The sequence below is a fragment of the Burkholderia mayonis genome, from assembly GCF_001523745.2.
GTDB classification, from domain to species: Bacteria; Pseudomonadota; Gammaproteobacteria; order Burkholderiales; family Burkholderiaceae; genus Burkholderia; species Burkholderia mayonis.
The window spans coordinates 2212186-2237482 of the sequence record NZ_CP013386.1 but is presented as its reverse complement, the minus strand read 5'-3'; the positions used below and the strand labels follow the sequence as shown (position 1 = coordinate 2237482).

The 25297-nt window shown below is 67.2% G+C and carries 22 protein-coding genes; 10 read left to right on the top strand and 12 right to left on the bottom strand.

Annotated elements, in window-relative coordinates; translation table 11 throughout:
• The first annotated feature begins 10 nt into the window (after positions 1 to 10).
• A complete protein-coding gene (locus tag WS70_RS33440) occupies positions 11 to 136 on the top strand; it encodes a hypothetical protein (RefSeq protein ID WP_257791883.1) in 126 nt (41 codons plus the stop codon).
• Positions 137 to 360: 224 nt separating this feature from the next.
• On the opposite strand, the gene WS70_RS11015 is transcribed toward WS70_RS33440, so the two are convergent.
• The gene (locus tag WS70_RS11015; RefSeq protein ID WP_059474177.1) at positions 361 to 1614 is read right to left on the bottom strand and encodes an MFS transporter; all 1254 of its coding nucleotides are present in this window, start codon (positions 1612 to 1614) and stop codon (positions 361 to 363) included.
• 355 nt (positions 1615 to 1969) lie between these two features.
• On the opposite strand from WS70_RS11015, the gene WS70_RS11010 reads away from it, so the two are divergent.
• A complete protein-coding gene (locus tag WS70_RS11010) occupies positions 1970 to 3646 on the top strand; it encodes a methyl-accepting chemotaxis protein (RefSeq protein ID WP_059474178.1) in 1677 nt (558 codons plus the stop codon).
• A 342-nt stretch (positions 3647 to 3988) separates the two neighbouring features.
• Here WS70_RS11010 and WS70_RS11000 read toward each other — a convergent pair whose 3' ends face one another.
• From WS70_RS11000 to WS70_RS10985, 4 genes are read right to left on the bottom strand one after another with little or no spacing between them, the layout of a single operon-like run.
• The gene (locus WS70_RS11000) at positions 3989 to 4870 is read right to left on the bottom strand and encodes an efflux RND transporter periplasmic adaptor subunit (protein ID WP_059597849.1); all 882 of its coding nucleotides are present in this window, start codon (positions 4868 to 4870) and stop codon (positions 3989 to 3991) included.
• A gap of 13 nt (positions 4871 to 4883) precedes the next feature.
• Entirely contained in the window at positions 4884 to 5087 is a 204-nt protein-coding gene (locus tag WS70_RS10995) for a DUF1656 domain-containing protein (protein WP_004191885.1), read from the bottom strand.
• Positions 5084 to 7285 (bottom strand): FUSC family protein, encoded by a 2202-nt coding sequence (locus WS70_RS10990; RefSeq protein WP_059474180.1) that lies wholly within the window; start codon positions 7283 to 7285, stop codon positions 5084 to 5086. The genes WS70_RS10995 and WS70_RS10990 overlap by 4 nt, the downstream gene beginning before the upstream one ends.
• A gap of 14 nt (positions 7286 to 7299) precedes the next feature.
• Positions 7300 to 9000, bottom strand: a complete 1701-nt coding sequence (locus WS70_RS10985) for an efflux transporter outer membrane subunit (RefSeq protein WP_059597799.1) — start codon at positions 8998 to 9000, stop codon at positions 7300 to 7302.
• A 218-nt stretch (positions 9001 to 9218) separates the two neighbouring features.
• Between WS70_RS10985 and WS70_RS10975 the strand changes: the two genes are divergently transcribed.
• Both WS70_RS10975 and WS70_RS32340 read left to right on the top strand, forming a co-directional pair.
• Positions 9219 to 10160: a LysR family transcriptional regulator gene (locus tag WS70_RS10975; RefSeq protein ID WP_059474182.1), complete on the top strand. Its 942-nt coding sequence runs from the start codon at positions 9219 to 9221 to the stop codon at positions 10158 to 10160.
• Positions 10161 to 10288: 128 nt separating this feature from the next.
• The gene (locus tag WS70_RS32340; protein ID WP_197419332.1) at positions 10289 to 10462 is read left to right on the top strand and encodes a hypothetical protein; all 174 of its coding nucleotides are present in this window, start codon (positions 10289 to 10291) and stop codon (positions 10460 to 10462) included.
• A 42-nt stretch (positions 10463 to 10504) separates the two neighbouring features.
• Here WS70_RS32340 and WS70_RS10965 read toward each other — a convergent pair whose 3' ends face one another.
• Genes WS70_RS10965 through wrbA form a run of 4 tightly spaced genes read right to left on the bottom strand, consistent with a single transcriptional unit; the run spans position 10505 to position 13915 of the window.
• Positions 10505 to 11383 carry a metallophosphoesterase gene (locus WS70_RS10965; protein WP_059597798.1) on the bottom strand — a complete coding sequence of 293 codons (879 nt, stop codon included), beginning with the start codon at positions 11381 to 11383 and terminating at the stop codon, positions 10505 to 10507.
• A 31-nt stretch (positions 11384 to 11414) separates the two neighbouring features.
• A complete protein-coding gene (locus WS70_RS10960) occupies positions 11415 to 12836 on the bottom strand; it encodes an FAD-binding oxidoreductase (RefSeq protein WP_059597797.1) in 1422 nt (473 codons plus the stop codon).
• A gap of 33 nt (positions 12837 to 12869) precedes the next feature.
• A complete protein-coding gene (locus WS70_RS10955) occupies positions 12870 to 13310 on the bottom strand; it encodes a DUF2069 domain-containing protein (RefSeq protein ID WP_059597796.1) in 441 nt (146 codons plus the stop codon).
• A complete protein-coding gene (gene wrbA / locus WS70_RS10950; RefSeq protein WP_059597795.1) occupies positions 13307 to 13915 on the bottom strand; it encodes an NAD(P)H:quinone oxidoreductase in 609 nt (202 codons plus the stop codon). Before wrbA ends, WS70_RS10955 begins: the two co-directional genes overlap by 4 nt.
• A 106-nt stretch (positions 13916 to 14021) precedes the next feature.
• Here wrbA and WS70_RS10945 point away from each other — a divergent pair, with 106 nt between their 5' ends.
• Complete coding sequence (locus WS70_RS10945; RefSeq protein WP_059597794.1) at positions 14022 to 15335, top strand: YihY family inner membrane protein; 1314 nt, start codon at positions 14022 to 14024, stop codon at positions 15333 to 15335.
• Positions 15336 to 15737: 402 nt separating this feature from the next.
• On the opposite strand, the gene WS70_RS10935 is transcribed toward WS70_RS10945, so the two are convergent.
• A complete protein-coding gene (locus WS70_RS10935) occupies positions 15738 to 16058 on the bottom strand; it encodes an Mpo1-like protein (protein ID WP_010104217.1) in 321 nt (106 codons plus the stop codon).
• Positions 16059 to 16231: 173 nt separating this feature from the next.
• On the opposite strand from WS70_RS10935, the gene WS70_RS10930 reads away from it, so the two are divergent.
• The 3 genes from WS70_RS10930 (at position 16232) to aroC (ending at position 20173) form a co-directional block, all read left to right on the top strand.
• Complete coding sequence (locus WS70_RS10930; protein ID WP_059474189.1) at positions 16232 to 16696, top strand: CBS domain-containing protein; 465 nt, start codon at positions 16232 to 16234, stop codon at positions 16694 to 16696.
• A gap of 120 nt (positions 16697 to 16816) precedes the next feature.
• On the top strand, positions 16817 to 18751 hold the full coding sequence (locus WS70_RS10925; RefSeq protein WP_059474190.1) for an MFS transporter: 1935 nt from the start codon (positions 16817 to 16819) through the stop codon (positions 18749 to 18751).
• Positions 18752 to 19063: 312 nt separating this feature from the next.
• The gene (aroC, locus tag WS70_RS10920; protein ID WP_059474191.1) at positions 19064 to 20173 is read left to right on the top strand and encodes a chorismate synthase; all 1110 of its coding nucleotides are present in this window, start codon (positions 19064 to 19066) and stop codon (positions 20171 to 20173) included.
• A 179-nt stretch (positions 20174 to 20352) separates the two neighbouring features.
• Here aroC and WS70_RS10915 read toward each other — a convergent pair whose 3' ends face one another.
• On the bottom strand, positions 20353 to 22026 hold the full coding sequence (locus WS70_RS10915) for an electron transfer flavoprotein-ubiquinone oxidoreductase (protein ID WP_059474192.1): 1674 nt from the start codon (positions 22024 to 22026) through the stop codon (positions 20353 to 20355).
• A 180-nt stretch (positions 22027 to 22206) separates the two neighbouring features.
• Between WS70_RS10915 and WS70_RS10910 the strand changes: the two genes are divergently transcribed.
• Positions 22207 to 22986 carry an SDR family oxidoreductase gene (locus WS70_RS10910; protein ID WP_059474193.1) on the top strand — a complete coding sequence of 260 codons (780 nt, stop codon included), beginning with the start codon at positions 22207 to 22209 and terminating at the stop codon, positions 22984 to 22986.
• Positions 22987 to 23030: 44 nt separating this feature from the next.
• Positions 23031 to 23462 carry an acyl-CoA thioesterase gene (locus WS70_RS10905; protein WP_059474194.1) on the top strand — a complete coding sequence of 144 codons (432 nt, stop codon included), beginning with the start codon at positions 23031 to 23033 and terminating at the stop codon, positions 23460 to 23462.
• 48 nt (positions 23463 to 23510) lie between these two features.
• Here WS70_RS10905 and WS70_RS10900 read toward each other — a convergent pair whose 3' ends face one another.
• Positions 23511 to 25043: a cellulase family glycosylhydrolase gene (locus tag WS70_RS10900; RefSeq protein WP_059597793.1), complete on the bottom strand. Its 1533-nt coding sequence runs from the start codon at positions 25041 to 25043 to the stop codon at positions 23511 to 23513.
• Positions 25044 to 25297: the final 254 nt, after the last annotated feature.

Below are 25297 nucleotides of genomic sequence, written 5' to 3'. Positions count from 1 at the left end.
CGATGGCGGGTTGAGCGGCGCGCTGCTGCGGACCGCGCCGGGTAACGGCGGTTCGACGCGCGGCGTGGGCTGGGCGATCGGTTCGGCAGCGGAGCCGCTCGTCGAGGCCGCCGCCACCGCGCGCCATTTCTTTTGACCGGAATCAGGCGGTATCTGCTACCGCCGCGACGCGGTGTTTGCGGCGATTGCGGCCTGCGGCGCTCGCACCGTACGCAGCGCGCAGCGCTACGCGCAGATCCACATCGATTTATCGACAGTCGACGCGGGCGACGCGCAGGCAGCGGCCCCGAATCCGGCTCCGCCTTTCCATCCGTCGCCGATCGCGTCTGTCTCAGGCGGCCCCCGGATTGCGCCGCTCCCTCAAGCAGCCCGCTTGCCGGGCGTCTTCTTGCTCTCGACGTTCGGCAGAAACACCGTCAGCACGCCGATCAGCGGCAGGAACGAACAGACCTTGTAGACGAACGCGATGCTCGTCGCGTCGGCGAGCTGGCCGAGCACCGCCGCGCCGACGCCGCCGAGGCCGAACGAGAGGCCGAAAAAGAGGCCCGCGACCGTCCCGACCTTGCCCGGAATCAGCTCCTGTCCATAGACGATGATCGCCGCGAACGCCGACGCGAGCACGACGCCGATCACGACGGTCAGCACCGTGGTCCAGAACAGGTTGGCGTACGGCAGCATCAGCGTGAACGGCGCGACGCCCAGGATCGACGTCCAGATCACGTACTTGCGCCCGATCCGGTCGCCGACCGGCCCGCCGATGATCGTGCCCGCCGCGACGGCCGCGAGGAACACGAACAGGTGGATCTGCGCGGCCTGTACCGACAGATGGAATTTGTCGATCAGATAGAACGTGAAATAGCTGTTGATGCTGGCGAGATAAAAGTACTTCGAGAACACGAGCATCACGAGCACGCCGACGGCGAGCATGACCTGGCGCCGCGACAGCGTCGGGTGCGCCGTATGCACGGCCTTCTTCTTCGCGGCCGGATGGCGCTGGTACCAGCGGCCGATCTGCACGAGCACGAAGATCGCGACGAGCGCCGCGACCGAGAACCACGCGATGCTGCGCTGGCCGTGCGGGATCACGATGAGCGCGGCGAGCAGCGGCCCGAGCGACGAGCCGGCGTTGCCGCCGACCTGGAACAGCGACTGTGCGAGTCCGTGCTGGCCGCCCGACGCCATCCGCGCGACACGCGACGATTCCGGATGGAACACCGATGAGCCGCAGCCGACGAGCGCCGCCGCGACGAGCAGGAGCGGGAATGTCGGCGCGAACGACATCAGCAGCAGGCCCGCGAGCGTGAAGCCCATGCCGATGGGCAGCGAGTACGGCTGCGGACGCTTGTCCGTGTAGAGGCCGATCACGGGCTGCAGCAGCGACGCGGTGATCTGGTAGGTCAGCGTGATGAGGCCGATCTGCGCGAACGACAGCGCGAACGCCGATTTCAGCATCGGATAGATCGCGAGAATCAACGACTGGATCATGTCGTTGAGCAGATGCGAGAAGCTGATCGCGCCGAGCACTGGATAGACGGTGCGCGAGACGGCGGCAGCCGGCGCGGACGGCGCGGCGGAGCGGGCAACGGACGGACGGTTGTCGAGGCTGGTTTCCATAGGAATGCGAGTGTCTCGGAAGGGGCGCTGCGTGCTCGAAAGGGCACGGCGCGTGTTTTTCTTTGATGCGTCAACGAAGTGTAGTGTGGCTCATCGGCAATGTCCGGCCAATTTTTATCGCAAATCGGACAACTCTGCACGCGACTGTTGCACGCTTTTGTGTGCCGGCCCGCGTGCCCGACGTGTTTAGCGTTTGCGCCGTTGCCGGCCGGGCGCCGCGTGCGGCAAAACGGGTTTCACCCCACTCAAGAAAAAAAAGCGTCTGCCGTAGAGTCAGGCGAGACGTCTCGCGCGAGCGCCGACGGTCACGCCGAAACCGCCTTTTTGGCCGCAGCACAAGAACGGGGATCTATCGATGAAAGGAGTATCGCTGCACGGCAAGCACTTCCTGCCCGACGACTCGACGGGGAGCCAGGGGCGCGCGCCCAAGCCCGGCAAGTCGCGCCGAAGACGCCGCGCATGGTCGGTGAAGACGACGCTGCGCGCCGCGTTCGCCGTGCTGCTCGTGGGCACGCTCGCCGTCGGCCTGTTCTCGCTCGTGCAGATCAGCCGGCTCAACAGCTCGATCAAGTCGGTCTACGATCAGGGGCACGTCGCGAGCCGCGCGGCCGAGGAAGTGCGCGCGTCGGTGCTGCGCGCGAGCCGGGCGCAGAAGATGTTGATCACCGCGACGACCGCGAAGGAGCGCGACGACCTCGGCGCGGACATCGACAAAGGGCTCGCGGCGATCGGCGCCGAGCTCGCGACGCTGCAGCGGCATGCGGACGGCGCGGCCGACGACGCCGCGCGGCTCAAGGCGTTCAGCGCGGCCGTCGCCGCGTGGAGCGGGCATCTGCGCGATTTCGTGAAGCTCGTGCGCGAACAGCCGCTCGATCTGTCTCAGATGAGCTGGCAGGTCGGCTCGCAGGACGTGTCGCTGCTCGTCGAGACGGGCAAGCTCGAGAAGCGCGTCGACGGGCTCGTCGACGCGCGCGGCGACGCGTCGAAGGCGACGCTCGACGCATCGGGCGCGATCTACCGCGAATCGTTCGCGATGCTCGCCGCAATGACGGCCGCGCTCGTCGTGCTCGCGTTCGTGATCGCCGCGTGGGTCGTGCGGCGGCTCGGCGCGCAGCTGGGCGGCGAGCCCGCGTATGCGAAGGAGATCGCGGTCAGCATCTCGCGCGGCGATCTGTCGAACGCGATCCGGCTCGACCGCCGCGACCACGGCAGCATGCTGCACGCGCTGCGCGACATGCAGGAGGGCCTGGCCGGCACCGTGCGCGAGATTTCGGCGAGCGCGGAGGCGATCGCGTCCGCCGCGGGCCAGATCGCGATGGGCAATCTCGATCTGTCGCAGCGCACCGAGCAGCAGGCGGTCGCACTCGAACGGACCGCGACGAGCGTAGGGGAGCTGACCTCGACCGTCCACCAGAATGCGGAAAACGCTCGCCAGGCGAGCGCGCTCGCGGCGAATGCGTCGTCGGTCGCCGAGGCGGGCGGCGCGGTCGTCGGCCGCGTGGTCACGACGATGAACGAGATCGACGAGAGCGCGAAGAGCATCCGCGACATCATCGGCGTGATCGAGAGCATCGCGTTCCAGACCAACATCCTCGCGCTGAACGCGGCCGTCGAGGCGGCGCGCGCGGGCGAGGAAGGGCGGGGTTTCTCGGTCGTCGCGAGCGAGGTGCGCTCGCTCGCGCAGCGCTCGGCGACGGCCGCGAAGGAGATCAAGGCGCTGATCGGCGCGTCGGTCGAGCGGGTCGCGAACGGCGCGGTGCTCGCGCAGGACGCGGGGCGCACGATGGACGAAGTCGTGCGCGCGGTGAAGCGCGTGACCGACATCATGGGCGAGATCTCGGCTGCGTCGAACGAGCAGAGCTCGGGTATCGACGCGATCGAGCGCGCGGTCACGCAGATGGATGCGGGGACGCAGCAGAACGCGGCGCTCGTCGAGGAGGCGGCCGCGGCCGCGCGCGCGCTCGACGAGCAGGCGCAGATGCTGAAGGCGATGGTCGGGCGCTTTCATTTGCCCGCGCACGCGGCGGGTTGAGCGGGTGCGCCTCGGCTCGCTCGCTGTCGCGCGTGCATCGCATCGCGCGGCGGCGGACAGGCCGAGATGCCCTGACGGCTCCGGCGCGAACGCGGCGCTCGACGTCGCGGCGCGCTGCGAAGCGGCGGCGCCGGAGCAAGTCGCCGCCTCCGCTCGCTCGATTGCGCCGTGTCGTGCTCTCCAGTGACGAGGCATGTTGCTGCTCGCCGTCGAATCTTTCCGCCGTGGCTTGCTAGCAAGCGCTCCTGACGCAAGACGGCCGGCGCGCAATCCCGCCTGGCCGTTTTCTCATGCCGCGCGCCGTTTCGCGGACATGCCCGCATTCGAATCGCGACCCACGACCTACGACTTGCGCTTGCCACCGTCGTCCGGCTCGACGATCACCGTGCACGTCGTGCCGGCCGACAGCACGAGATCCTTCGGCACTTCGTCGATATGGATGCGCACCGGCACGCGCTGCGCGAGCCGCACCCAGTTGAACGTCGGGTTCACGTCGGCGACGAGATCGCGGCTCTGCGGATTGTCGCGGTCGTAGATGCCGCGCGAGATGCTCTCGACGTGGCCTTTCAGCACGCCGCCGCTCATGAGCCGCATCTGCGCCTTCGCGCCGATCTTCACGCGCGGCAGCTTGGTTTCCTCGAAGTAGCCGTAGACCCAGAACGAGTGGCTGTCGACGATCGCGAGCTTCGCCTGGCCGGCCGTCGCGTAGTCGCCCTTGAACACGCTCAGGTTCGTGATGTAGCCGTCGACCGGCGCGACGACGCGCGTGCGCTCGAGATTGAGCTTCGCGGCGTCGAGCGCGGCGATCGCCTGCTGATACTGCGCCTCGGCGCTCGACGCGGTTTGCACCGAGTTCTCGCGGTTTTCCTTCGACACGACGAGCGCGTCGAGGTCCGCGCGGCGCGCGGCGTCGGCGCGGCGCATCTGCAGCTCGGCGCGGCGGGCGGCGACGGCCGCCTGCGCCTGCTCGACCGCGATCTGGTAGTGCGACGGGTCGATCTGCATCACGAGGTCGCCTTTCTTCACGGGCTGGTTGTCGCGCACCGGCAGCTCGACGACCGCGCCCGACACGTCCGGCGCGACGTTGACGATCTCCGCGCGCACGCGGCCGTCGCGGGTCCAGGGCTCGTCCATGTAATGGATCCACAGCGTGCGCCCGATCAGGATCGCGACGATCAGGATGGCGGCTGTCGCGACGAAGCCGAAGAGTTTTCGCAAGAGCATGATTCGATTCATATCAACGGTAGACGGCGAGACTGAGTCCGCCGCAAATGCAGACGAGGAGACTCGCCCGGAACAGCGACGGGTGCCAGACGACGCGGTAGAGGCCCGTATAAGCGAGCAGGCGGTCGATCAGCCAGGTCGCGAACGCGCCGATGACGAACATCAGCACGACGGTCGGCACGTACGCGTCGAGGATGGCGAGGTCGCGCGGCATCATGATGGAGCTCCTTGTTGGGCGGGCGGCACACGCCCGCCGTTGAGCGCGGCGAACGGCGATTCGGGATCGAGCAGCGCGGTGCGCACGAAATGCAGTTGCGATAGGATCCGCTGCATCTGATGACGCTCTTCGCGCGGCGGCGCGAACGTGACGAGCGCCTGCTGGGTCGCGGCGATCGCTTCGACGGCGGCCGCGAGCGCCGCGTCGAAGCGCGCGGGCGTCGGCTTGCCGAACAGCGCGGCGAGCGCGTCGCGCGCCGACTCGATCGCGCGCCGCCACGGCATCGTCGCCGCGTAGCGCGGATCGCGCGGCAGCGTCGCGAGCTCGTGGCGCAAATCGATCACCGCGTTGCCGGTCTCGAGCACCGCGAACATCCAGCGCAACGCGTCGCGCTGCGCGTCGGGCTGGTCGGCCGACAGTCCGTGCGCCTGGAACATCAGATCGCGCGCGCCGCTCTCGAAGCGCGTGCGCAGCCCCGCGAGGCGAGCATGGCACGCAGCGATCGCCTGATGGCGCAGATCGGCGAACAGGCGCTTCTTGAGCCACGGCGCGCTCGGCGGGAACAGCACCGCGAACGCGATCGCCGCAACGATCATCGACAGCACGAGCGCGAGCGCGTCGTTCATGAAGCCGACCGGATCGTAATGCGTGACGTTCTCCGGGCCGGCGAGCGTGCAGAAGAAGATCAGGTAGCCCGCGCCGCAGCCCGCGTACTTCGGCTTGAGCGACAGAAACACGCCGGGCGCGAGGAACGGCGCGAGCGCCGCGCACAGCAGCACGAAGCCGTCGATGTGCGGATAGACGCCGAACATCAGCACGAAGCCCATGACGACCCCGAACGCGGTGCCGATCGCCATCTGCGCGGCCATCTTGGTCGGCTGCGGCGACGACGACGCGAGCGCGCACACGGCCGCCGCGTTCAGCACGAGCATCACGCCGCTCGGCCACGCGCTCTCGATCCAGAACACGCTCAGGAGCAGCATCACGCTCGCGGTGCGGATGCCCGCGATCAGCGCGGCCGTCGCGTTCGTGCGCGGCTCGTAGCGCTCGATCCAGCGCTCGCGCTCGTGCGTGCTCGCGGCGAGCGACGCATAGGTCGCCGCGTACGCGTGCAGATCGGTGATGAAGCGGTACAGCAGCTCGGACGCGGTGTCGAAGTCGAGGAGCGGAAAGCCGGGCTGCGTCTCGTGCTCGGCGCGCGTCGCGCGGACGCGGCGCGGCAGCGCGTCGCGATACGCGAGCAGTTGCTCGGCCGCGCCCGCGGCGTCGGCGGACGTGCGCACGTGCTCGCCGTCCTTCGACAGGAGCGGCGCGATCTCGCGGAAGTACGGCTCGAGCGCGTCGACCGCCTGCGCGCTCGTCGCGTGCAGCCGGTTCATCAGCTGATGCAGCGCGTGGAAGCGGCTCGACGCGGTCATGAACTCGCTGTTGAGGCGCGACAGCCGGCCGCTGCGCATCCGCGTGTCCGGGTTCTCGAACACGGCCATGCTGCGCGCGGACTCGAAGCCGACGACGTCCGCGACGAAGCGCGTATGGACGCTCTCGATCTTCGAACGGTCGAGCGCGCCCGCGAGCGCGGCCGCGACGTAATCGACGAACGCGCCGAAGCGCTGGCGCACCGTCGTGCGCATCTGTTCGCCCGTGTACTGCGGGAAGATCAGCGCGCTCACGATGCCCGCCGACAGGATGCCGACCGAGATCTCGGACACCCGCGTCATCGCGGTCATGAACGCGCCGTCGGGATGCTGCGACGCGGGCAGGCCGATCAGCGCGGCCGTGTAGCCGGCGAGCAGGAATCCGTAGCTGCGGAAGTTGCGATTGCGCGCGGCGCCCGCCGTGCACACGGCGACCCACAGCGCGACCGCGAGGAGGAACAGCACCGGCTGCTGCGGGAACAGGCCGATGAGCGTGAGCGTCGCGGTCAGGCCGACGAACGTGCCGATGAGCCGGTAGAAGCTCTTCGCGAACACCGCACCGCTTTGCGGCTGCATCACGATGAACACGGTCGTCATCGCGGTCTTCGGCGCGGGCAGGTCGAGGACCATCGACACGCCGAGCGCGAGGAACGCGGCGACGAGCGCCTTCGCGAGATAGAGCCATGCGGCGCCGTCGGTGTGCGCCCAGTCGCTCATCGACGCGACGAACGCGGCGCCGGCCGATTGCGGCGGCGGGGTGGAAGCGGGGGAGGCGGCTGGCATGATCGGCTCCTCGGTTAGCGGGCGGCGCGCGTGGCGGACGACGTTGCGGCGTTCGCCGCGGCGGACGTCGGCAAGGATGCGTCCGCGGCGGGCGCAACGATGTCGGTCGCGGTCGCGACGGGGGTCTTCGCCGACGCGCGCGCCGCGATGGCGGCGCGGTTGCCGGCGGACGCAGTCGATGCAGCCGCGCCCGCCGGAGCACGGGCGCCGGTCGAAGTACCCGAAGTACCCGAAGTACCAGAAGTACCCGAAGCAGCCGAAGCAGCCGAAGCAGCCGAAGCAGCCGCGCCCGCGCGCCGCGCGTTGCCTGCCGGCGCGTCATGCGGCGCGGCGCTCTCGGTTTCGAGCCCGCCGCCGAGCGCGACCATCAGCGATGCCTGCGCGGCGAGCCGAGCGGCTTCGATGCGCGTCTGGTTCTCCTGCGCAGTCAGCAACTGACTCTGCGCGAGCAGCACGTTCACGTAGTCGGTCAGCCCGCGGCTGAAGCCCGCATGCGACAGATCGTACGAGCGCTGCGTGAGCGCGACTGCGCGCGCGGCGTCCTTTTGCTGAGAGTCGAGCGAGTGCAGCCGCACGACGTTGTCGGCGATGTCCTTCAGCGCGCCGACGATCGTCTGGTTGTATTGCTCGACCGCCTCGTCGTAGCCGGCCGACGCGACGCCCAACTGCGCGCGCAGCCGGCCGCCTTCGAAGATCGGCAGCGTGAGCGCGGGGCCTGCGGACCAGCCGCCGTTCATCGCGCGCAGGAACGTCGCGAACGGGGCGCTGACCGCGAAACCGCCGAGCGACGCGATCAGGTCGACGTTCGGATAGAACGCGGCCTTCGCGACGTCGATCCCGCGCGCTTGCGCGCCGACCGTCCAGCGCGCGGCGACGACGTCCGGCCGGCGGCCGATCAGCTCGGCGGGCAGCGCGGACGGCAGGCCGGCGTTCGCGTCGAGCGCGAGCATGGGCCGCGCGAGCGACGCACCCGCGCCCGGTCCCTTGCCCGCGAGCGCGGCGAGCTGGTGGCGGCCGAGCTGAATGGCTTCTTCGTACGAATCGATCTGGCGCGAATAGTCGGGGAGCGGCGCCTCGGCCTGACTCACTTCGAGCTGCGTGCCGATGCCCGCGCGAAGGCGCTTGTGCGCGAGTCCGGCGAGCGCGCGCTGACGCTCGTAGGTCGTGTGCGCGATGTCGAGGAGCGCGTAGTTCTTCGCGAAGTCGATATACGCGCGCACGACGTTCGCTTCGAGCTCGAGCTGCGCGGCACGGGCGTCGGCCGCGCGGGCGCGCGCCGTGTCGAGCGCGCGCTCCGCGTTGTTCTTGTCCCTGCCCCACAGATCGAGGCGGTACGACAGGCTCAGCGTGCCCGTGTTGTTCCAGGTGTCGGCGTCGGCGAGCGGGCCGGGGCCGTAATAGACGTTGTCCGGCCAGTGCTGCCGCATCAGCGACAGGTTGCCGTTGATCTGCGGCAGTTCGTCGGCGTGCGCGATGCGCGCGAGCGACTGCGCCTCGCGCACGCGCGCCTGAGCGGCCGCGAGCGACGGATTGCCGGCAAGCGACGCGGCAATCCATGCGTCGAGTTGCGGATCGCGATATGCGCGCCACCAGTCGGACGCGGGCCAGCCCGCGTCGCGGTCGGCCGCCGCGATCGCTGCGCCCGCGTCGAGCGACGCCGGATCGATCTGCTTTGCTTGCGGCGCAACATCGCCCATGCTCGCGCATCCGGCCATTATTAATGAGATTGCAAGAACCGCGAGTGCAAACGTCCCTTTTGTTGCCGGAGATTGCACGATTTTCTCCCTTTCGGATAAAGATGAGTCGGATGCGATTATATTTTTTTGCGGATTGCCAAATAAACCGACAATGGTGCAACGCATTTTTACGGAAATTGAGACAATATTGTTGAATATTTATGCAACAATCCTTCCGGATTCAATAGGGAAATAGCATGGATACGCTCCAAAACATGCGTGTGTTCGTCCGCGTGGTCGATGCGGGCAGCTTCACGGCGGCGGCGCAGCAGCTCAATTCGACGACGGCATACGCTTCGAGAGCGGTTTCCGATCTCGAAGCGCACCTGCGCACGCGTCTCCTGAACCGGACGACGCGCCGCATCGCGCTCACCGAGGCGGGCGAGCGCTACCTGCAGCGCTGCGAGCAGATCCTCGCGTACGTCGAGCAGGCCGAGGCGGAGGCGAGCGATGCGCACGCGCGCCCGTCCGGCAAGCTGAAGGTGCACTGCATGACGAGCCTCGGCCAGCACTACACGGTGCCCGCGGTATCACGCTATCAGCAGCGCTATCCGGAGGTCCACATCGATCTGACGCTCGCGCAGCGGCTGCCGGACCTGCTCGACGAAGGATTCGACGTGTCGCTCGTCGTCGGGCGCGAGCTGCCCGATTCGGGGCTCGTGTCGCAGCGGCTCGGCGTAACGTTCAGCGTCGTCTGCGCGTCGCGCGGCTACATCGAGAGTCACGGCGCGCCGCAGCGGCCGCAGGATCTCGCGAGTCACGTGTGCCTCGGGATGGTCGCGCCGGGCCTCTACTGGGACGAATGGAAGCTGATGGGGCCGCACGGCGAAGAGAGCGTGACGCTCGCGCCGCCGCCGTTTCGCGTGAACGTCGCGGAGGCGCTCGCGGCCGGCATTCGCGAAGGGATGGGGATCGGCGTGCTGCCGCTCTATTCGGCGATCGCCGGGCTGCGCAACGGCGACTTCGTCCGCGTGATGCCCGAGTACCGGTCGCACGTGATGAACATCTATGCGCTTTACGCGTCGCGCCAATATCTCGACGCAAAGATCCGCACGTGGGTCGACTTCCTGCGCGACGAGCTGCCTTCGATTCTCGAGGCCGACGAAGCGGCGCTCGAGCGCTTCACCGTGCAGACCTGAGGCGGCGCTCTGCGGAATTGACGCATTTTGACGCTGTCGCAACATTTTTTTACGCTCCCGCCGCGTCGGGTTTGTTACTGTCGTTCCATGTATTCGTTTAACGCAATCGACGGATCGGGGAGAAATCGATGAATACGCCTTTGCTGCTGGGTTGCGGCGCGCTCGCGCTGTTCGGCGCAATCGGGATCGCGGCGTCGCGCGAGATGCTGCGCGCGCTCGAAGCGCAACAGCGCCGCGTGCCGGTGCCGGTGCGTGCGCGTACGCGCCGTCCGCATCGGGACGGCCGCCGCACCGTGCTCTGAACGCCTGCGCGGCGTGGCGTTCCGTTTCGCCGCGCGCTCGCGTCACGCGAGCGTGACGATCTTGCCCCATTCGAATGACGGATTTTCCCGCTCGCCGGTGCGCCGGCGGATGTAGCCGCGCGGATTGCAGACGACCCGCGTGCCTTCCGCGGTCGTGTAGTCGAACGACGTATGCGTGTGGCCGTGAATCCATAGCGCGACGGGCGGCCGCACGAGCGCGCTCAGATCGCTGATGAAGCCGGCCGACGCGAGATCGCCGGCGTAGCGCGCGGCGAGGCTCGCGCGGTGCGGCGCGTGATGCGTGACGACGATCGTCGCGCCCGCCCACGGCTTTGCGAGCTCGCGCTCGAGCCACGCGCGGGCGGTGCGATGCAACGCGAGCGCGTCGCGCGGCGCGAAGCTGCGCGGACCCGGCTCGGCCTCGATGGCTCGGGCCGGCGCCTTCCCTGCGGCGCCATGCGCGCGGGCCGTCTCCCCGTCGCCGGCTTCGCTCGGCCAATCCACCTGAATCAAGCCCTTGAAATCGAGCATCACGCGCTCGCACGCGGCGATCGACTGCGCGCGCGCTTCCGCGTCGCTGCCGAACAGCTCGAAATCGCTCCAGAGCGTCGTGCCGAGTACGCGAAAGCGTCCGGCCGGATCGACGTAAGCGGCGTTGTTCAGGTAGTGGACGTGGTCGAGCGTCGCGGCGGCATCGCGCATCGCCGCTTCGAGTGCGCCGAACTCGCCGTCGTAATACTCGTGGTTGCCGGGCACGTAGACGACGGGCACGTCCGGATCGAACGTCTCCGCCGCCCAGCGCAAGCCTTCCGCGTGATTGTGGATATCGCCCGCGAGCACGACGAGATCCGCGTGCGCGTATGGGATCGCGTCGGGCTCGTTGCATTCGAGATGCAGGTCGGACAGCACGCGGATCTTCACGGACGGCTCCTTCGTATCACGGCTGGCGGCGTCAGTGCAGCACTTTGCCGGGGTTCATCAGGTTGAGCGGATCGAGCGCCGTCTTCAGCGCGCGCATCAGCCCGATCTCGACGGCCGGCTTGTAGCGCTGCGCGTCGTCGATCTTCAGTTGGCCGATGCCGTGCTCGGCGCTGATCGTCCCGCGATGCTTGTGGACGTTGTCGTAGACGATCCGGTTGATGTGCGCCTGGTGCGCGGCGAGGAACGCCTTCGGATCGCCGCCCTCGGGCATCTGCACGTTGTAGTGCAGGTTGCCGTCGCCGAGGTGGCCGAACGTGACCATCCGCGCGCCGGGCGCGGCCGCCTGGATCGCCGCGTCGGTCTCGTCGATGAAACGCGCGATCGACGAGATCGGCACCGCGATGTCGTGCTTGATGTTGAGCCCTTCGTCCGCCTGCGCGAGCGGGATGTGCTCACGCAGATCCCAGAACGCGCGCGACTGCGCGAGGTTCTCGGCGACGACCGCGTCCACGACGAGCCCCGCCTCGAATGCTGCTTCCATCATCTTCTCGAAAAGCGCGCGCGCGTGCGTCTCGCTTTCGTTGTCGGACAATTCGAGCAGCACGGTCTGCGGATGCGTCGCGTCGAACGGGTAGCGCAACTGCGGATAGTACTTGCCGACGAGCTTCATGCAGAAGTCGGACATCAGCTCGAAGCCCGTCAGCAACGGGCCGGCGGCGCGTTGCGCGAGCGCGAGGAAATCGAGCGCCGCGCGCGGCGATTCGAGCGCGGCGAGCGCGGTGACCTTCGCGGCGGGGCGCGGATGCAGCTTCATCACCGCGGCCGTGATGATGCCGAGCGTGCCTTCGGCGCCAATGAAGAGATCGCGCAGATCGTAGCCGGTGTTGTCCTTGCGCAGCCCGCGCAGGCCGTCCCAGATCTCGCCTTGCGGTGTGACGACCTCGAGACCGAGGCACAGCTCGCGCGCGTTGCCGTAGCGCAGCACTGCGGTGCCGCCCGCGTTCGTCGCGAGATTGCCGCCGATCGTGCAACTGCCTTCGGCGGCGAGGCTCAGCGCAAAGAGCCGGTCCGCCTCCTGCGCGCGCGCCTGCACGTCGGCGAGGATCACGCCCGCCTCGACGGTGATCGTGTTGTTGTGCGGGTCGAGCGCGCGCACGCGGTTCAGGCGCGAGAGGCTCAGCACCGCCTGTGCGCCGCTCGCATCGGGCGTCGCGCCGCCCGCGAGGCCCGTGTTGCCGCCTTGCGGCACGAGCGCGACGCGGTGCTTGACCGCGAGCTTCACGAGCGCCGCGACCTCTTCGGTGTTCGCGGGCTTGAGCACCGCGCACGCGGCGCCCTGATAGCGGCGGCGCCAGTCGGTCAGGAACGAGGCGGTGTCGTGAGGATCGGTCAGCACGTAGTCGGCGCCGATCGCCTGGCGGCACGCGTCGACGAAAGCGGAAGAGGAAGTCATGGCGTTCGTTCGGAGGTCTGGCAATCGAAAAAATCAGGAACGGGGGCGGCCTGGCACGGACGGACGGTCTTGCGCGTGCTTCACCGCCCGCTTTGTGGCCCGCTGTGTGGCTTGTTTCGCGGCGCGTTTGTACGGCGCGACGTAGGCGAGCGCCGCGCCGAAGCAGCCGAGCGCGAGCGCGGCCTCGAGCCAGCCGAGCCGTGCGGACAGGCCGCCGTCCGTCATGCCGCGTACGATGCCTTCTGCAAGATAAATCAAAATCAGCATCGACGCCCACTGCAGCGTGTAGACGCTGCGCCGCCACACGCCGGGCAGCGCGAGCGCGAGCGGCACGGCCTTCAGGATCAGCGCGGAGCCGCCCGGCCGCAACGGCGCGAGCCAGGTTTCCCACGCGACGCAAAGCGCGATCAGCGCGACGAGGCAAAGCACGGCCGCGCGCGCGGCGAGCGGCTTCGCCGAGGCGGGCGCGTTCATGCGGACGCGGCGCCGAGCAGCGACGCGGTGCGTGCGAGCCGCGCGCCGAGCGCGTGCGCGAGCGCCTTTTCGTCGGCGGAAATGCGCTCGTGCGCGGCGTCGGCCGCGCGCGCGAAATGGGACGCGCCGTACGGCGTGCCGCCCGTCTGCGTGACGGACAGCGCGGATTCGGTGTAAGGAATTCCGACGATCATCATGCCGTGGTGCAGGAGCGGCAGCATCATCGACAGCAGCGTCGATTCCTGGCCGCCGTGCAGGCTGCCCGTCGACGTGAACACGCAGGCCGGCTTGCCCGCGAGCGCGCCCGACAGCCATTGCGGCGTCGTGCCGTCGAGGAAGTACTTGAGCGGCGCGGCCATGTTGCCGAAGCGAGTGGGCGAGCCGAGCGCGAGACCCGCGCATTCGTCGAGGTCGCGCGGCTCCGCGTACGGCGGGCCGTCGTCGGGGATGTCGGGCTGCGTCGCCTCGCAGACGGCCGACACGGGCGGCACGGTACGGATGCGCGCCTGCATGCCCGGAACGCTGTCGATGCCCGCCGCGATCGCGAGCGCGAGTTCGCGTGTCGCGCCGTGGCGGCTGTAATAGAGGACGAGGATGTCTTTCATAGGCCCCTTGAACGAGCGGCTATTATAGGGGCTGAAGCCGCTGCGAAGGGGCGCGGCTCGACCTCCGCGCAACGCGCGCGGCACGTGCAGCAAAAGGAGAAAGCCGTTGCCGAAGTTGAGCGTCGACCTCGACACCATCAAGCGTCTCGCGCGCTTCGCTGCGAAGCGCAGCGCGGAAGACCGCATCCCGCAGGTCGCGGGCAGTCTCACGTTCACGACGATGCTCGCGCTCGTGCCGCTCGTGACGGTCGCCTTCGCGCTCTTTACCGCGTTTCCGATGTTCGCGTCGTTCCAGAACTCGCTGCAGGGGTTCCTCGCCGATCACCTGATGCCCGCGCAGTTCAACAGCCAGATCTTCAAGTACCTGAACCAGTTCGCGTCGAAGGCGAAGGGGTTGACGACGGCGGGCCTCATCGTGCTCGTCGTCACGGCCGTGATGACGATGATGACGGTCGAATCCGCGTTCAACCTGATCTGGCGCGTGCGCAAGCCGCGGCCATTCGCGCAGCGCGTGCTCGCGTACTGGGCGCTCATCACGCTCGGGCCGCTCCTGTTCGGCGTGAGCCTGTCGATGTCGTCGTATCTGTTCACGAAATCGCTCGCGTTCGCCGGGTCGACGAGCACGCCGCCCATCTTCGAATGGCTGCTGACGGCCGCGTCGCTGCCGCTCACGGTGCTCGCGTTCACGCTGCTCTACGTGTATCTGCCGAACTGCACGGTCGCGTGGCGCGACGCGGCGGTGGGCGGCGTCTGCGCGGCGGTTGCGTTCGAGCTCGCGAAGCGCGGCTTCGGCTACTACGTGCGGCGCATCCCGACCTATACCGCGGTGTATGGCGCGTTCGCGACCGTGCCGATGTTCCTGTTGTGGATGTATCTGAGCTGGTTCGTTACGCTCGCGGGCGCGATGATCGCGTCGGCGCTGCCGGCGATCCGGGTCGGCCAGTTTCACAGAATCCACTATCCGGGCAGCGACCTGCTCGATTCGCTGGAATTACTCGCGCGGCTCGCCGAGGCGCAGGAGGCGGGCAGGCCAGGCTATACGGCCGTGCGGCTCGCGCTGATGGCGCGCTGCGACATGGAAACCGCGCAGCGGCTCCTGTCGACGCTCGAGGAGCGCGAGTGGGTCGCGCGGCTGCAAAGCGGCAGCGACGCCGCGCCGCACTACGTGATGCTCGCGAACCCGGAGCGCCTGACGGTCGCGAATCTGTTCGACGTGCTCGTGATCGACCGGTCGGAGCTCGTCTACCAGGCGCAGCGCGGCAAGACGGAGGTCGACTGCGCGGCGCTTCTCGATGCGTTCGCGAGCGAGAAGCTCGATCTGTCGCTCGCGGAGCTGATCGCGCGCCGCAAGGCGGGTGCGGCGCGGGGCGCGCAGGGGGCGGCGCGGCCGACGTCGCCGCGGCCGCCGCGCACCGCCTGACGCGCGGACGAAGCGGACGAAGCGGACGAAGCGGACGAAGCGGACGAAGCGGACGAAGCGGACGAAGCGGACGAAGCGGACGAAGCGGACGAAGCGGACGAAGCGGACGAAGCGGACGAAGCGGACGAAGCGGACGAAGCGGACGAAGCGGACGAAGCGGACGAAGCGGACGAAGCGGACGAAGCGGACGAAGCGGACGAAGCGGACGAAGCGGACGAAGCGGACGAAGCGGACGAAGCGGACGAAGCCATTGTCATCACGGCGTCACTTTTGGAAGGGGCGTCGACGAGACGCTCGTGCGACAGCGCACAGAGCGCGGGCCCGCTCGGACGGCGGCCGCGCGACGCCGGGGCGCCGCATCGGCGTGCGGCGCATCATTCGCCCGCCGCCCGCCCAAGCGGGTCAGATCGAAAGCTTGCCGGTGCAGATGTCCTTGAACATCACCCAGTCGCCCATCAGGCTGTAGATCGGGTGCCGGAACGTCGCGGGGCGGTTCTTCTCGAAGAAGAAGTGCCCGATCCACGCGAATCCGTAGCCGCAAACGACGGCGGCGGGCAGCCACCACCAGAGGCCCGTCGCGAGCGCCATCGCGACGCAGCCGATCACGCCGAGCGAGCCGATGAAGTGCAGCCGCCGCGAGACGATATTGCGGTGCTCGTCGAGATAGAACGGATAGAACTCGGCGAAACTCGAGAAATGCTCGGTATGCGCGGAATGTGCCATGACAGTCTCCTCGGGCGCCGGCGGCAGCCGCGCGGCGCGTCACGGGTTTCATTGTGCGGCGGGGCGTCGCCCGCCGCAACCGGTGCGCTGCCCACCGCCGCGCGCTTTCCTTTTGCGGGGCTTTCCGTTAGGATCGAAAGCCGATTATGCACAAGTTGCAATAGGGGACAACGATGCGCGTCAGCGATATTCTGAAAGTCAAGGGCAATACGCTGTTTACCGTGACGCCCGATATGCCGCTGCGCAATGCGGTCGACACGATGGCGGAACACGACATCGGCTCGCTCGTCGTGATGGAGTATGGCGATCTCGTCGGGATCCTGACGTTCCGCGAGATCATCCTGCGCCTGAAGGCGAACGGCGGCAGCATCGGCGAGGTGCTCGTGCGCACCGTGATGGACGAGCCGCTCACGTGCACGCCGGAGACCGACATCGACGAAGTGCGCCGAATGATGCTCGAGCGGCACGCCCGCTACATGCCGGTGCTCGACAAGCGTGTGCTGATGGGCGTGATCTCGTTCTACGACGTCGCGAAGACGGTCGTCGAGGCGCAGAGCTTCGAGAACCGCATGCTGAAGGCGTACATCCGCGACTGGCCGGAACCCGACAGCGAAGAGCGCAAGCCGCTTGCAAGCTGAGCCCGCGCGCGGCCGCGCGTGCAGGCCGCCGGGCGGCGCATCCGCCCCGGCGATCCCCCTCATTTCTTTGTCCGCCTGCGTGTGCGATCGTGCCGACGCGATGCGCGGGCGCACCCACGCATGAGTGATCCCTCCATTCTTTCGACCGCGCGGCGCGGGAAGCACCACGCCCACCCGTCGCAGTTCGATCTGCTGCGCGAGCGCCGCTTCGCGCCGTTTTTCGCGACGCAGTTCATGGGCGCGCTGAACGACAACGTCTTCAAGATCGGCTTCACGTCGCTCGTCACCTATCAAACGGCGAAATTCAGCGGCATCGATCCGAAAACGGCCGCATTCGTGATCTCGGCGATCTTCATTTTGCCGTTCGTGCTGTTTTCGGCGACGGCGGGGCAGATCGCCGACAAGTACGACAAGGCGCGTCTCACGCGCTTCGTGAAGACCTTCGAGATCGCGCTGATGGCGGTCGGCGCAGCCGGCTTCGTCACGCACAGCGCGCCGCTGCTCTATCTGTGCACGTTCATGATGGGCATGCACTCGACGCTGTTCGGGCCCGTCAAGTATTCGTACCTGCCGCAGCATTTGAACGATCACGAGCTCGTCGGCGGCAACGGACTCGTCGAGATGGGCACGTTCGTCGCGATCCTGATCGGCACAATCGCCGGCGGCGCAGCGGCGGGCATCTCGGGGCGCGGCGAGGTGCTGCTCGCCGTCTGCTGCGTCGGCGTCGCGCTCGTCGGGAGGCTCGCCGCGGCGGGCGTGCCGGTGACGCCCGCGCCGCAGCCGAACCTCTCGATCAACTGGAACCCTTTTTCGGAAACGTGGCGCAACCTGAAGCTCGCGCGCGAGAATCGCACGGTGTTCCTGAGCCTCCTCGGCATTTCGTGGCTGTGGTTCGTCGGCGCGACGTTCCTCACGTCGTTCTTCGGCTTCGCGAAGGACGTGCTGTCGGCGAACCCGGACGTCGTTACCGTGCTGCTCGCGACGTTCTCGTTCGGCATCGGCCTGGGCTCGCTGCTGTGCGAGCGGCTGTCGCGGCGGCGCGTCGAGATCGGGCTCGTGCCGCTCGGCTCGCTCGGCATCAGCGCGTTCGCGATCGAGCTTTATTTCGCGAGCCACGCGCTGCCCGCGCAGACGCATCTGCTGACGGTCGGCGAGTTCCTCGGCCATGCGGCGCACTGGCGGATTCTGGCGGACCTGTTCCTGCTCGCGATGTTCGGCGGCTTCTACAGCGTGCCGCTCTATGCGCTGATCCAGAGCCGCAGCGCGCCGACGCACCGCGCGCGGATCATCGCCGCGAACAACATCCTGAATGCGCTCTTCATGATCGTGTCGGCGCTGATGGCGATGCTGCTCACGAAGGCGGGCGTCAGCATTCCGGGGATCTTCCTCGTGACCGGGCTCCTGAACGTCGTCGTCGCGTCGTACATCTATTCGCTCGTGCCGGAGTTCCTGCTGCGCTTCATCGCGTGGGCGCTCGTGCACACGTTCTACCGGATCCGACTCGTGCACGCGGAGCGGATTCCGGACGACGGCGCCGCGCTCCTCGTCTGCAATCACGTGAGCTATGTCGATGCGCTCGTGCTCGCGGCGGCGAGCCCGCGACCGATCCGCTTCGTGATGGATCACCGGATCTTCAAGACGCGCTTCGCGAACTGGGCGTTCCGCCACGCGAAGGCAATCCCGATCGCGCCGCGCCACGAGGACCCCGCGATGCTCGCGCGCGCGTACGACGCATGCGAGGCCGCGCTGCGCGAAGGCGAGCTCGTCTGCATCTTTCCGGAAGGCAAGCTGACGAAGACGGGCGACATCAACGCGTTCCGCCACGGCGCCACAGAGATCCTGGCGCGTGTGAGCGTGCCTGTCGTGCCGGTGGCGTTGCGCGGGCTGTGGGGCAGCGTGTTCTCGAGGCACGAGGACGCGCGCTGGCCGCGTCCCGTGAAGCGCGGCGTGATGAGCCGTCTCACGCTCGCGGTCGGCGAGCCGATCCCGGCCGCAGCGGCGACGCCCGAGGCGCTGCAGTCCGCCGTGGCCGAGTTGCGCGGCGCGCGGAAGTAAGCGGCGCGCGCGGCGGGCGGCCTTGTCGTGGCGGCCGTCCGTGTTCGAACGCGGCTCGGGCCGGGCGGTGCGTTCCGGTGCTCGCGGTGCCCGCACGGTCGCCCCGCTGTCCGATCGAGAAAGCCCGTTGCATCGCGCGCCGGCCGCTTCCCCGTTTTGCTCCGAAGCGAACCGCTGCAATGGGCGCCATGGCCGATCGTGCGATGCGGCAAGGCGGCGCGCGACATCGGCCGGGCGCGCCATATCGCCGCATCGCCCGAAACGGGCTGGCATAATACCGGCTTCCCCGATTGACTCTTTTTGGACGGCCCTATGTCCGGCAACACCCTCGGCACGCTTTTCACTGTCACGACCTTCGGCGAGTCGCACGGCCCCGCGATCGGCTGCGTGATCGACGGTTGCCCGCCGGGCATGGCGCTCACGGAAGCCGACGTCCAGCTCGAGCTCGACCGCCGCAAGCCCGGCACGTCGCGCCACGTCACGCAGCGTCAGGAGCCCGATCAGGTCGAGATCCTGTCCGGCGTGTTCGAAGGCGTGACGACGGGCGCGCCGATCGCGCTCCTCATCCGCAACACCGACCAGCGCAGCAAGGACTACGGCAACATCGCCGACACGTTCCGCCCCGGCCACGCCGATTACACATACTGGCAGAAGTACGGCGTGCGCGACTATCGCGGCGGCGGCCGGTCGTCGGCGCGGCTGACGGCGCCCGTCGTCGGCGCGGGCGCGATCGCGAAGAAGTGGCTGCGCGAGCGTTTCGGCGTCGAGGTGCGCGGCTACATGAGCGCGCTGGGCGAGATCGAGATTCCGTTCGTCGACTGGTCGCACGTGCGCGAGAATCCGTTCTTCGCGCCGAACGCGGATGTCGTCCCGCAGCTTGAGGACTACATGGACGCGCTGCGCAAGGACGGCGATTCGATCGGCGCGCGGATCAGCGTCGTCGCGTCAGGCGTGCCGGCCGGCTGGGGCGAGCCGCTCTTCGACCGCCTCGATGCGGACATCGCTCACGCGATGATGGGGATCAACGCGGTGAAGGGCGTCGAGATCGGCGCGGGGTTCGCGAGCGTCGCGCAGCGCGGCTCGGTGCACGGCGACGAGCTGACGCCGGAGGGCTTCGTCGGCAATCACGCGGGCGGCGTGCTCGGCGGCATCTCGACGGGGCAGGACGTCACGGTGTCGATCGCGATCAAGCCGACGTCGAGCATCCGCACGCCGCGCCGCTCGATCACGAAAGCGGGCGAGCCGGCCGTCGTCGAGACGTTCGGCCGTCACGATCCGTGCGTCGGGATTCGCGCGACGCCGATCGCCGAATCGATGCTCGCGCTCGTCCTGATCGATCACGCGCTGCGGCATCGCGCACAGTGCGGCGACGTGTCGACCGCGACGCCGAAGATCGCGGCGCGCGCGCCGGGGGCGGAGTGAGCCCGATTTGAATGCGGGGCGTATCCCGCGCCGCTTGCGTGCGGCGCGTGGAAATCGCCGCGTATCGACGAAGTCGGCAAAAGACGAAGTCGAAAAAAACGGGCGCCTCGGCGCCCGTTTCGTTTTGTCGCATCCGAGACGATGCGGCCGCCATGCCCGCGCGTCGCGCGGGCGCACGGTCACATGTTCGGATAGTTCGGCCCGCCGCCGCCTTCCGGCGTGACCCACACGATGTTCTGCGTCGGGTCCTTGATGTCGCAGGTCTTGCAATGCACGCAGTTCTGCGCGTTGATCACGAGACGATCGGTGCCGTCGTCGCTCTTCACGAACTCGTAGACGGCGGCCGGGCAGAAGCGCGCTTCCGGCCCCGCGTACGTGCGCAGGTTCACGTTTACCGGCACCGTCGCGTCTTTCAGCGTCAGGTGCGCCGGCTGGTTCTCCTCGTGATTGGTGTTCGAGACGAATACCGAGGACAGCCGGTCGAACGTCAGCTTGCCGTCCGGCTTCGGATAATCGATCGGCTGGCACTGCGACGCGGGCTTCAGCATCTCGTGGTCCGCGTGCTGGTGATGCAGCGTCCACGGCACATTGCCGTTCATCAGCTTCTGCTCGATGCCGACCATCAGCGTGCCGAGGTACAGGCCCTTGCCCATCCATTGCTTGAAGTTGCGCGCGCGATAGAGCTCGGTGTAGAGCCACGATGTCTTGAACGCGTCCGGGTACGCGGTCAGCTCGTCGGCCTGGCGGCCTGCCTGCACCGCGTCGAACGCGGCTTCGGCGGCGAGCATGCCGGTCTTGATCGCCGCGTGGCTGCCCTTGATTCGCGACGCATTCAGGAAGCCCGCATCGTCGCCGACGAGCGCGCCGCCGGGGAACACGGTCTTCGGCAGCGAAAGCAGGCCACCGGCCGTGATCGCGCGCGCGCCGTACGACACGCGCTTGCCGCCTTCGAGGAACGGGCGGATCGCCGGGTGCGTCTTGTAGCGCTGGAACTCCTCGAACGGCGACAGGTACGGGTTCGTGTACGCGAGGCCGACGACGAAGCCGACGACGACCTGGTTGTTGTCCATGTGATACAGGAACGAGCCGCCGTACGTGTCGGACGACAGCGGCCAGCCGGCCGTGTGGATCACGAGGCCCGGCTTGTGCTTGACCGGATCGATCTCCCACAGCTCCTTGATGCCGATGCCGTACGCCTGCGGATCGCTGTTCGCGTTCAGCTTGAACTTGTCCATCAGCTGGCGGCCGAGGTGGCCGCGCGCGCCTTCGCAGAAGAGCGTGTACTTCGCGTGCAGTTCCATGCCGAGCTGGAAGTTCTCGGTCGGCTCGCCGTCCTTGCCGATCCCCATGTTGCCCGTCGCGACGCCCTTGACCGAGCCGTCGTCGTTGTAGAGGATCTCGGCCGCCGGAAAGCCCGGGAAGATCTCGACGCCGAGCGCCTCGGCCTGCTGGCCGAGCCAGCGCGTGACGTTGCCGAGGCTGATCACGTAGTTGCCGTGGTTCTTGAAGTTGTCCGGCAGCGCCCAGTTCGGCACTTGCATCGAACCTTTCTCGGTCAGGAACAGGAAGCGGTCTTCGGTGACTTCGACGGAAAGCGGCGCGCCTTGCGCCTTCCAGTCGGGGAACAGCTCGGTGATCGCGCGCGGGTCCATCACCGCGCCCGACAGGATGTGCGCACCGATCTCCGAGCCCTTTTCGAGCACGCAGACGCCGATTTCCATGCCTTTTCCGGCGGCGAGCTGCTTGAGCCGGATGGCCGCCGACAGGCCCGCAGGGCCGCCGCCGACGATCACGACGTCATATTCCATCGATTCGCGAGGGCCGTATTGCTCGATGAGGCTTGCGGGGGTCATGATCGCTCCTCTAACCATTAGAATGCTTTTATTCGGGACCGTATTGTCGGCGAAATAAAACGCTTGCCGCAACAGCGAGATCCTAGATTAGCACGATCGTTCTATTTTTGGGGTTGGGTCGCACGCGGGAACACTTCATACTGGTGCGGCATGATGTCATCGGGATAAAGAGGAGTCGGCATGGGCCGTTCGATCAATCTGGAAGGCAAGGTCGCGTTCATCACGGGCGCGTCGAGCGGTCTCGGGCAGCGCTTCGCGCAGGTGCTGTCGCAGGCGGGCGCGAAGGTCGTGCTCGCGAGCCGGCGCGTCGAGCGCCTGAAGGAGCTGCGCGCGGAAATCGAGGCGGCGGGCGGCGCCGCGCACGTCGTGTCGCTCGACGTCACCGATTACCAGAGCATCAAGGCGGCTGTCGCGCACGCGGAAACGGAGGCGGGCACGATCGACATCCTCGTCAACAATTCGGGCGTGTCGACGATGCAGAAACTCGTCGACGTGACGCCCGCCGATTTCGAGTACGTGTTCGATACGAACACGCGCGGCGCGTTCTTCGTCGCGCAGGAAGTCGCGAAGCGGATGATGATGCGCGCGGGCAATGGCAATGCAAAGCCGGCGTACCGGATCATCAACATCGCGTCGGTCGCGGGCCTGCGGCCGTTCTCGCAGATCGGCCTGTACGCGATGAGCAAGGCGGCCGTCGTCCATATGACGCGCGCGATGGCGCTCGAATGGGGCCGCCACGGAATCAACGTCAACGCGATCTGCCCCGGTTACATCGACACTGAGATCAATCACTATCTGTGGGATACCGAGCAGGGCCAGAAGCTGCAGTCGACGCTGCCGCGCCGGCGAGTCGGCAAGCCGCAGGATCTCGACGGACTGCTGCTCCTCCTCGCCGCCGACGAATCGCAGTTCATCAACGGCTCGATCGTATCGGCCGACGACGGTCTGGGCCTCGCGTGAGCGGCCGCGCCGATCGGTTTCACCTTGCAGAAAAGAAGAGTGCGATGAGCAATTACACCCCTGTTTTCGAAATCTCGATGCCGATCCGCTGGGGCGACATGGACGCGTTCGGTCACGTGAACAACACGGTCTACTTCCGCTACATGGAAGAGGCGCGCGTCACATGGTTCGGCAAGCTCGGCATCGCGGGCGGCAACGGCGAGGGGCAGGGACCCGTCGTCGTCAACGCGTCGATGGAGTTCCTGAGGCAGCTTCATTATCCGGGTGATGTGATCGCGCGGCTGTCGGCCGCGAAGCCAGGCCGCAGCAGCTTCGACACGGCGTTCGAGCTGACCCGCTCGGACGACCCCGAGCACGTGTACGCGCGCGGCGCCGCGCGCTGCGTGTGGGTCGACTACGCGCTCGGCAAGTCGGCGCCGCTGCCCGATCTGCTGCGCAACACGATCGAAAGCGCGCTGCAGGCGAAGGTTGCTTGAGCGCGGCGGCGCGCTGTCACTCGTTTTCCCGCTTGCTTTCTCGAGGCTTCACCAGCCGGGGCCGACCGGCGCGTAGCCCGGGGTTTGATTGGCTGCCGCCGTAGCGGCAGCGCCGAAATTGGGCCAGGCCGGATAGTACTGTCCTGACACGGCCTGGTAAGTCCCTGCGATCTTGGGTGCTCCTGCCGTTCCGGTCGATCCTGTCGAGGGGGTGATCGTCACCAGGCCGAAATACGGCTCGTAGATGTTTGCGCTGTATGCCGACGACAGCACCATGTCGGAGTAGCAATACGCGTAGACCGGTCCGTATTGGCCGTATGGCTGATTGGCTATCCACGCCATCAGCGCCTTGTACTCGCGGGCCTGATTCGCCTGCGTCAGGTAGGAAGGCGCCATCGTCTGAAAATCTGCGTTCGTGTATTGCTGTGAACTGCCGCCCAGTTGGCCGGTGAAATTGGTGGCGCCGTCCGATGCGGTTGTCGCAACGCCGAATTCCGTGATCACGATGGGTTTCCCTCCATCGCCGTTTGCGCTCATCAGGTCGCGCAGGCTCGTTCCCGTGTAACTGGCAAAGGTCTTGCCGGTGGGGGATGGCCAGCCGTAGGAAGGCGACGAGAAGGTATGCCACATGATGTTGAACGGATTTGAGTAATCTGGGTACACGGAGTTGAGGGTCGTGCTCGGGCACTGATCGCCCGGCGACTGCCAGTCGTCGCTATGACAATGAGGATGGTGAGCGAGCCCGTCGAAATACCCCTGTGCGCCGTTCGCGTACATCACGGCTAGCCAGTCGCGGGGCTCCCATTGCGACGGAACGGGGTATCGGGAATCCACCGAATTCGCGAGACCGGCTACGCCGGTCGACGGAAGCGCACCGGTTCCATTGTTCGGAGACGTGATGCATCCCGAACTGCCGCCCGCATAGACGTATGCTGATGGATTGCCCTGTTTGATCGCCGGATACGCGTTCTTCAGGATCCGGGTGTAGAGCACCGGATCATGAGGGATGAAATTGGGGCCGCAATTCGGTTCGTTCCAGATTTCCCACGCATCGATTTTTCCGCCATAACTATCGCTGCTGTAATGTTTGGCGGCTGCCCGGGCAAAGTTGGTGTACGACGTGAGGTTCGGCGCGCATAGCGCGTAGGCGCCGTTATTCGACTGCCGGTAGCTGCTCGGACATTGCGAACTGACTGCCCATCGCGGCGTCAATATGATCACGCCGAGAATTCGCATTCCATAATTTCTGGCTGCCCGAACGATGAGGTCCGTCGTGCCCCAGGTCAGGCCGCTGCTGATGCCGGGATTGGGATCGCTGGTGAAGATCCATGTCGACGCTGGCTGGATCTGCGACCAATCGAGATGAATGCGCACCCAGCGCACGTTCATTGCGGCAACACCCGCCATATAGTTATTGATCGCTTGCGCCGGATTTTTGGGATTCTGATTGATAATGTCGAGGATTTCGCCGCCCAGGTCGATGCCCGTTACCGGGGTATTGGTTTGAGAAAATGCGGAATGGCATCCGATCATATTCATCATAAAAATGACGAACAAATATCTTGCTCTCGCGATAATCATAAATTCACCTGGCCCTTTGGGTTGGCGTAGTTAATTTGAGATTTGGATGATCCGATCGATGCGAGAGTCCGTCGCGGCGTTTTGCTGAGGCAAGGCAGCCCCCTCGGGAGATCGCCCGGCCGCTCGATTATTCAGCTCCCTGCGGCATCCGTCGTAGTGCGCTGGCGACTCTGCAGTCGGCAGCATGAAATTGTCGCGTCCTGGTGTCGATCGAAGGTGCTGCGAAGCAGGATCGACCGAGGATCCAATTCGAC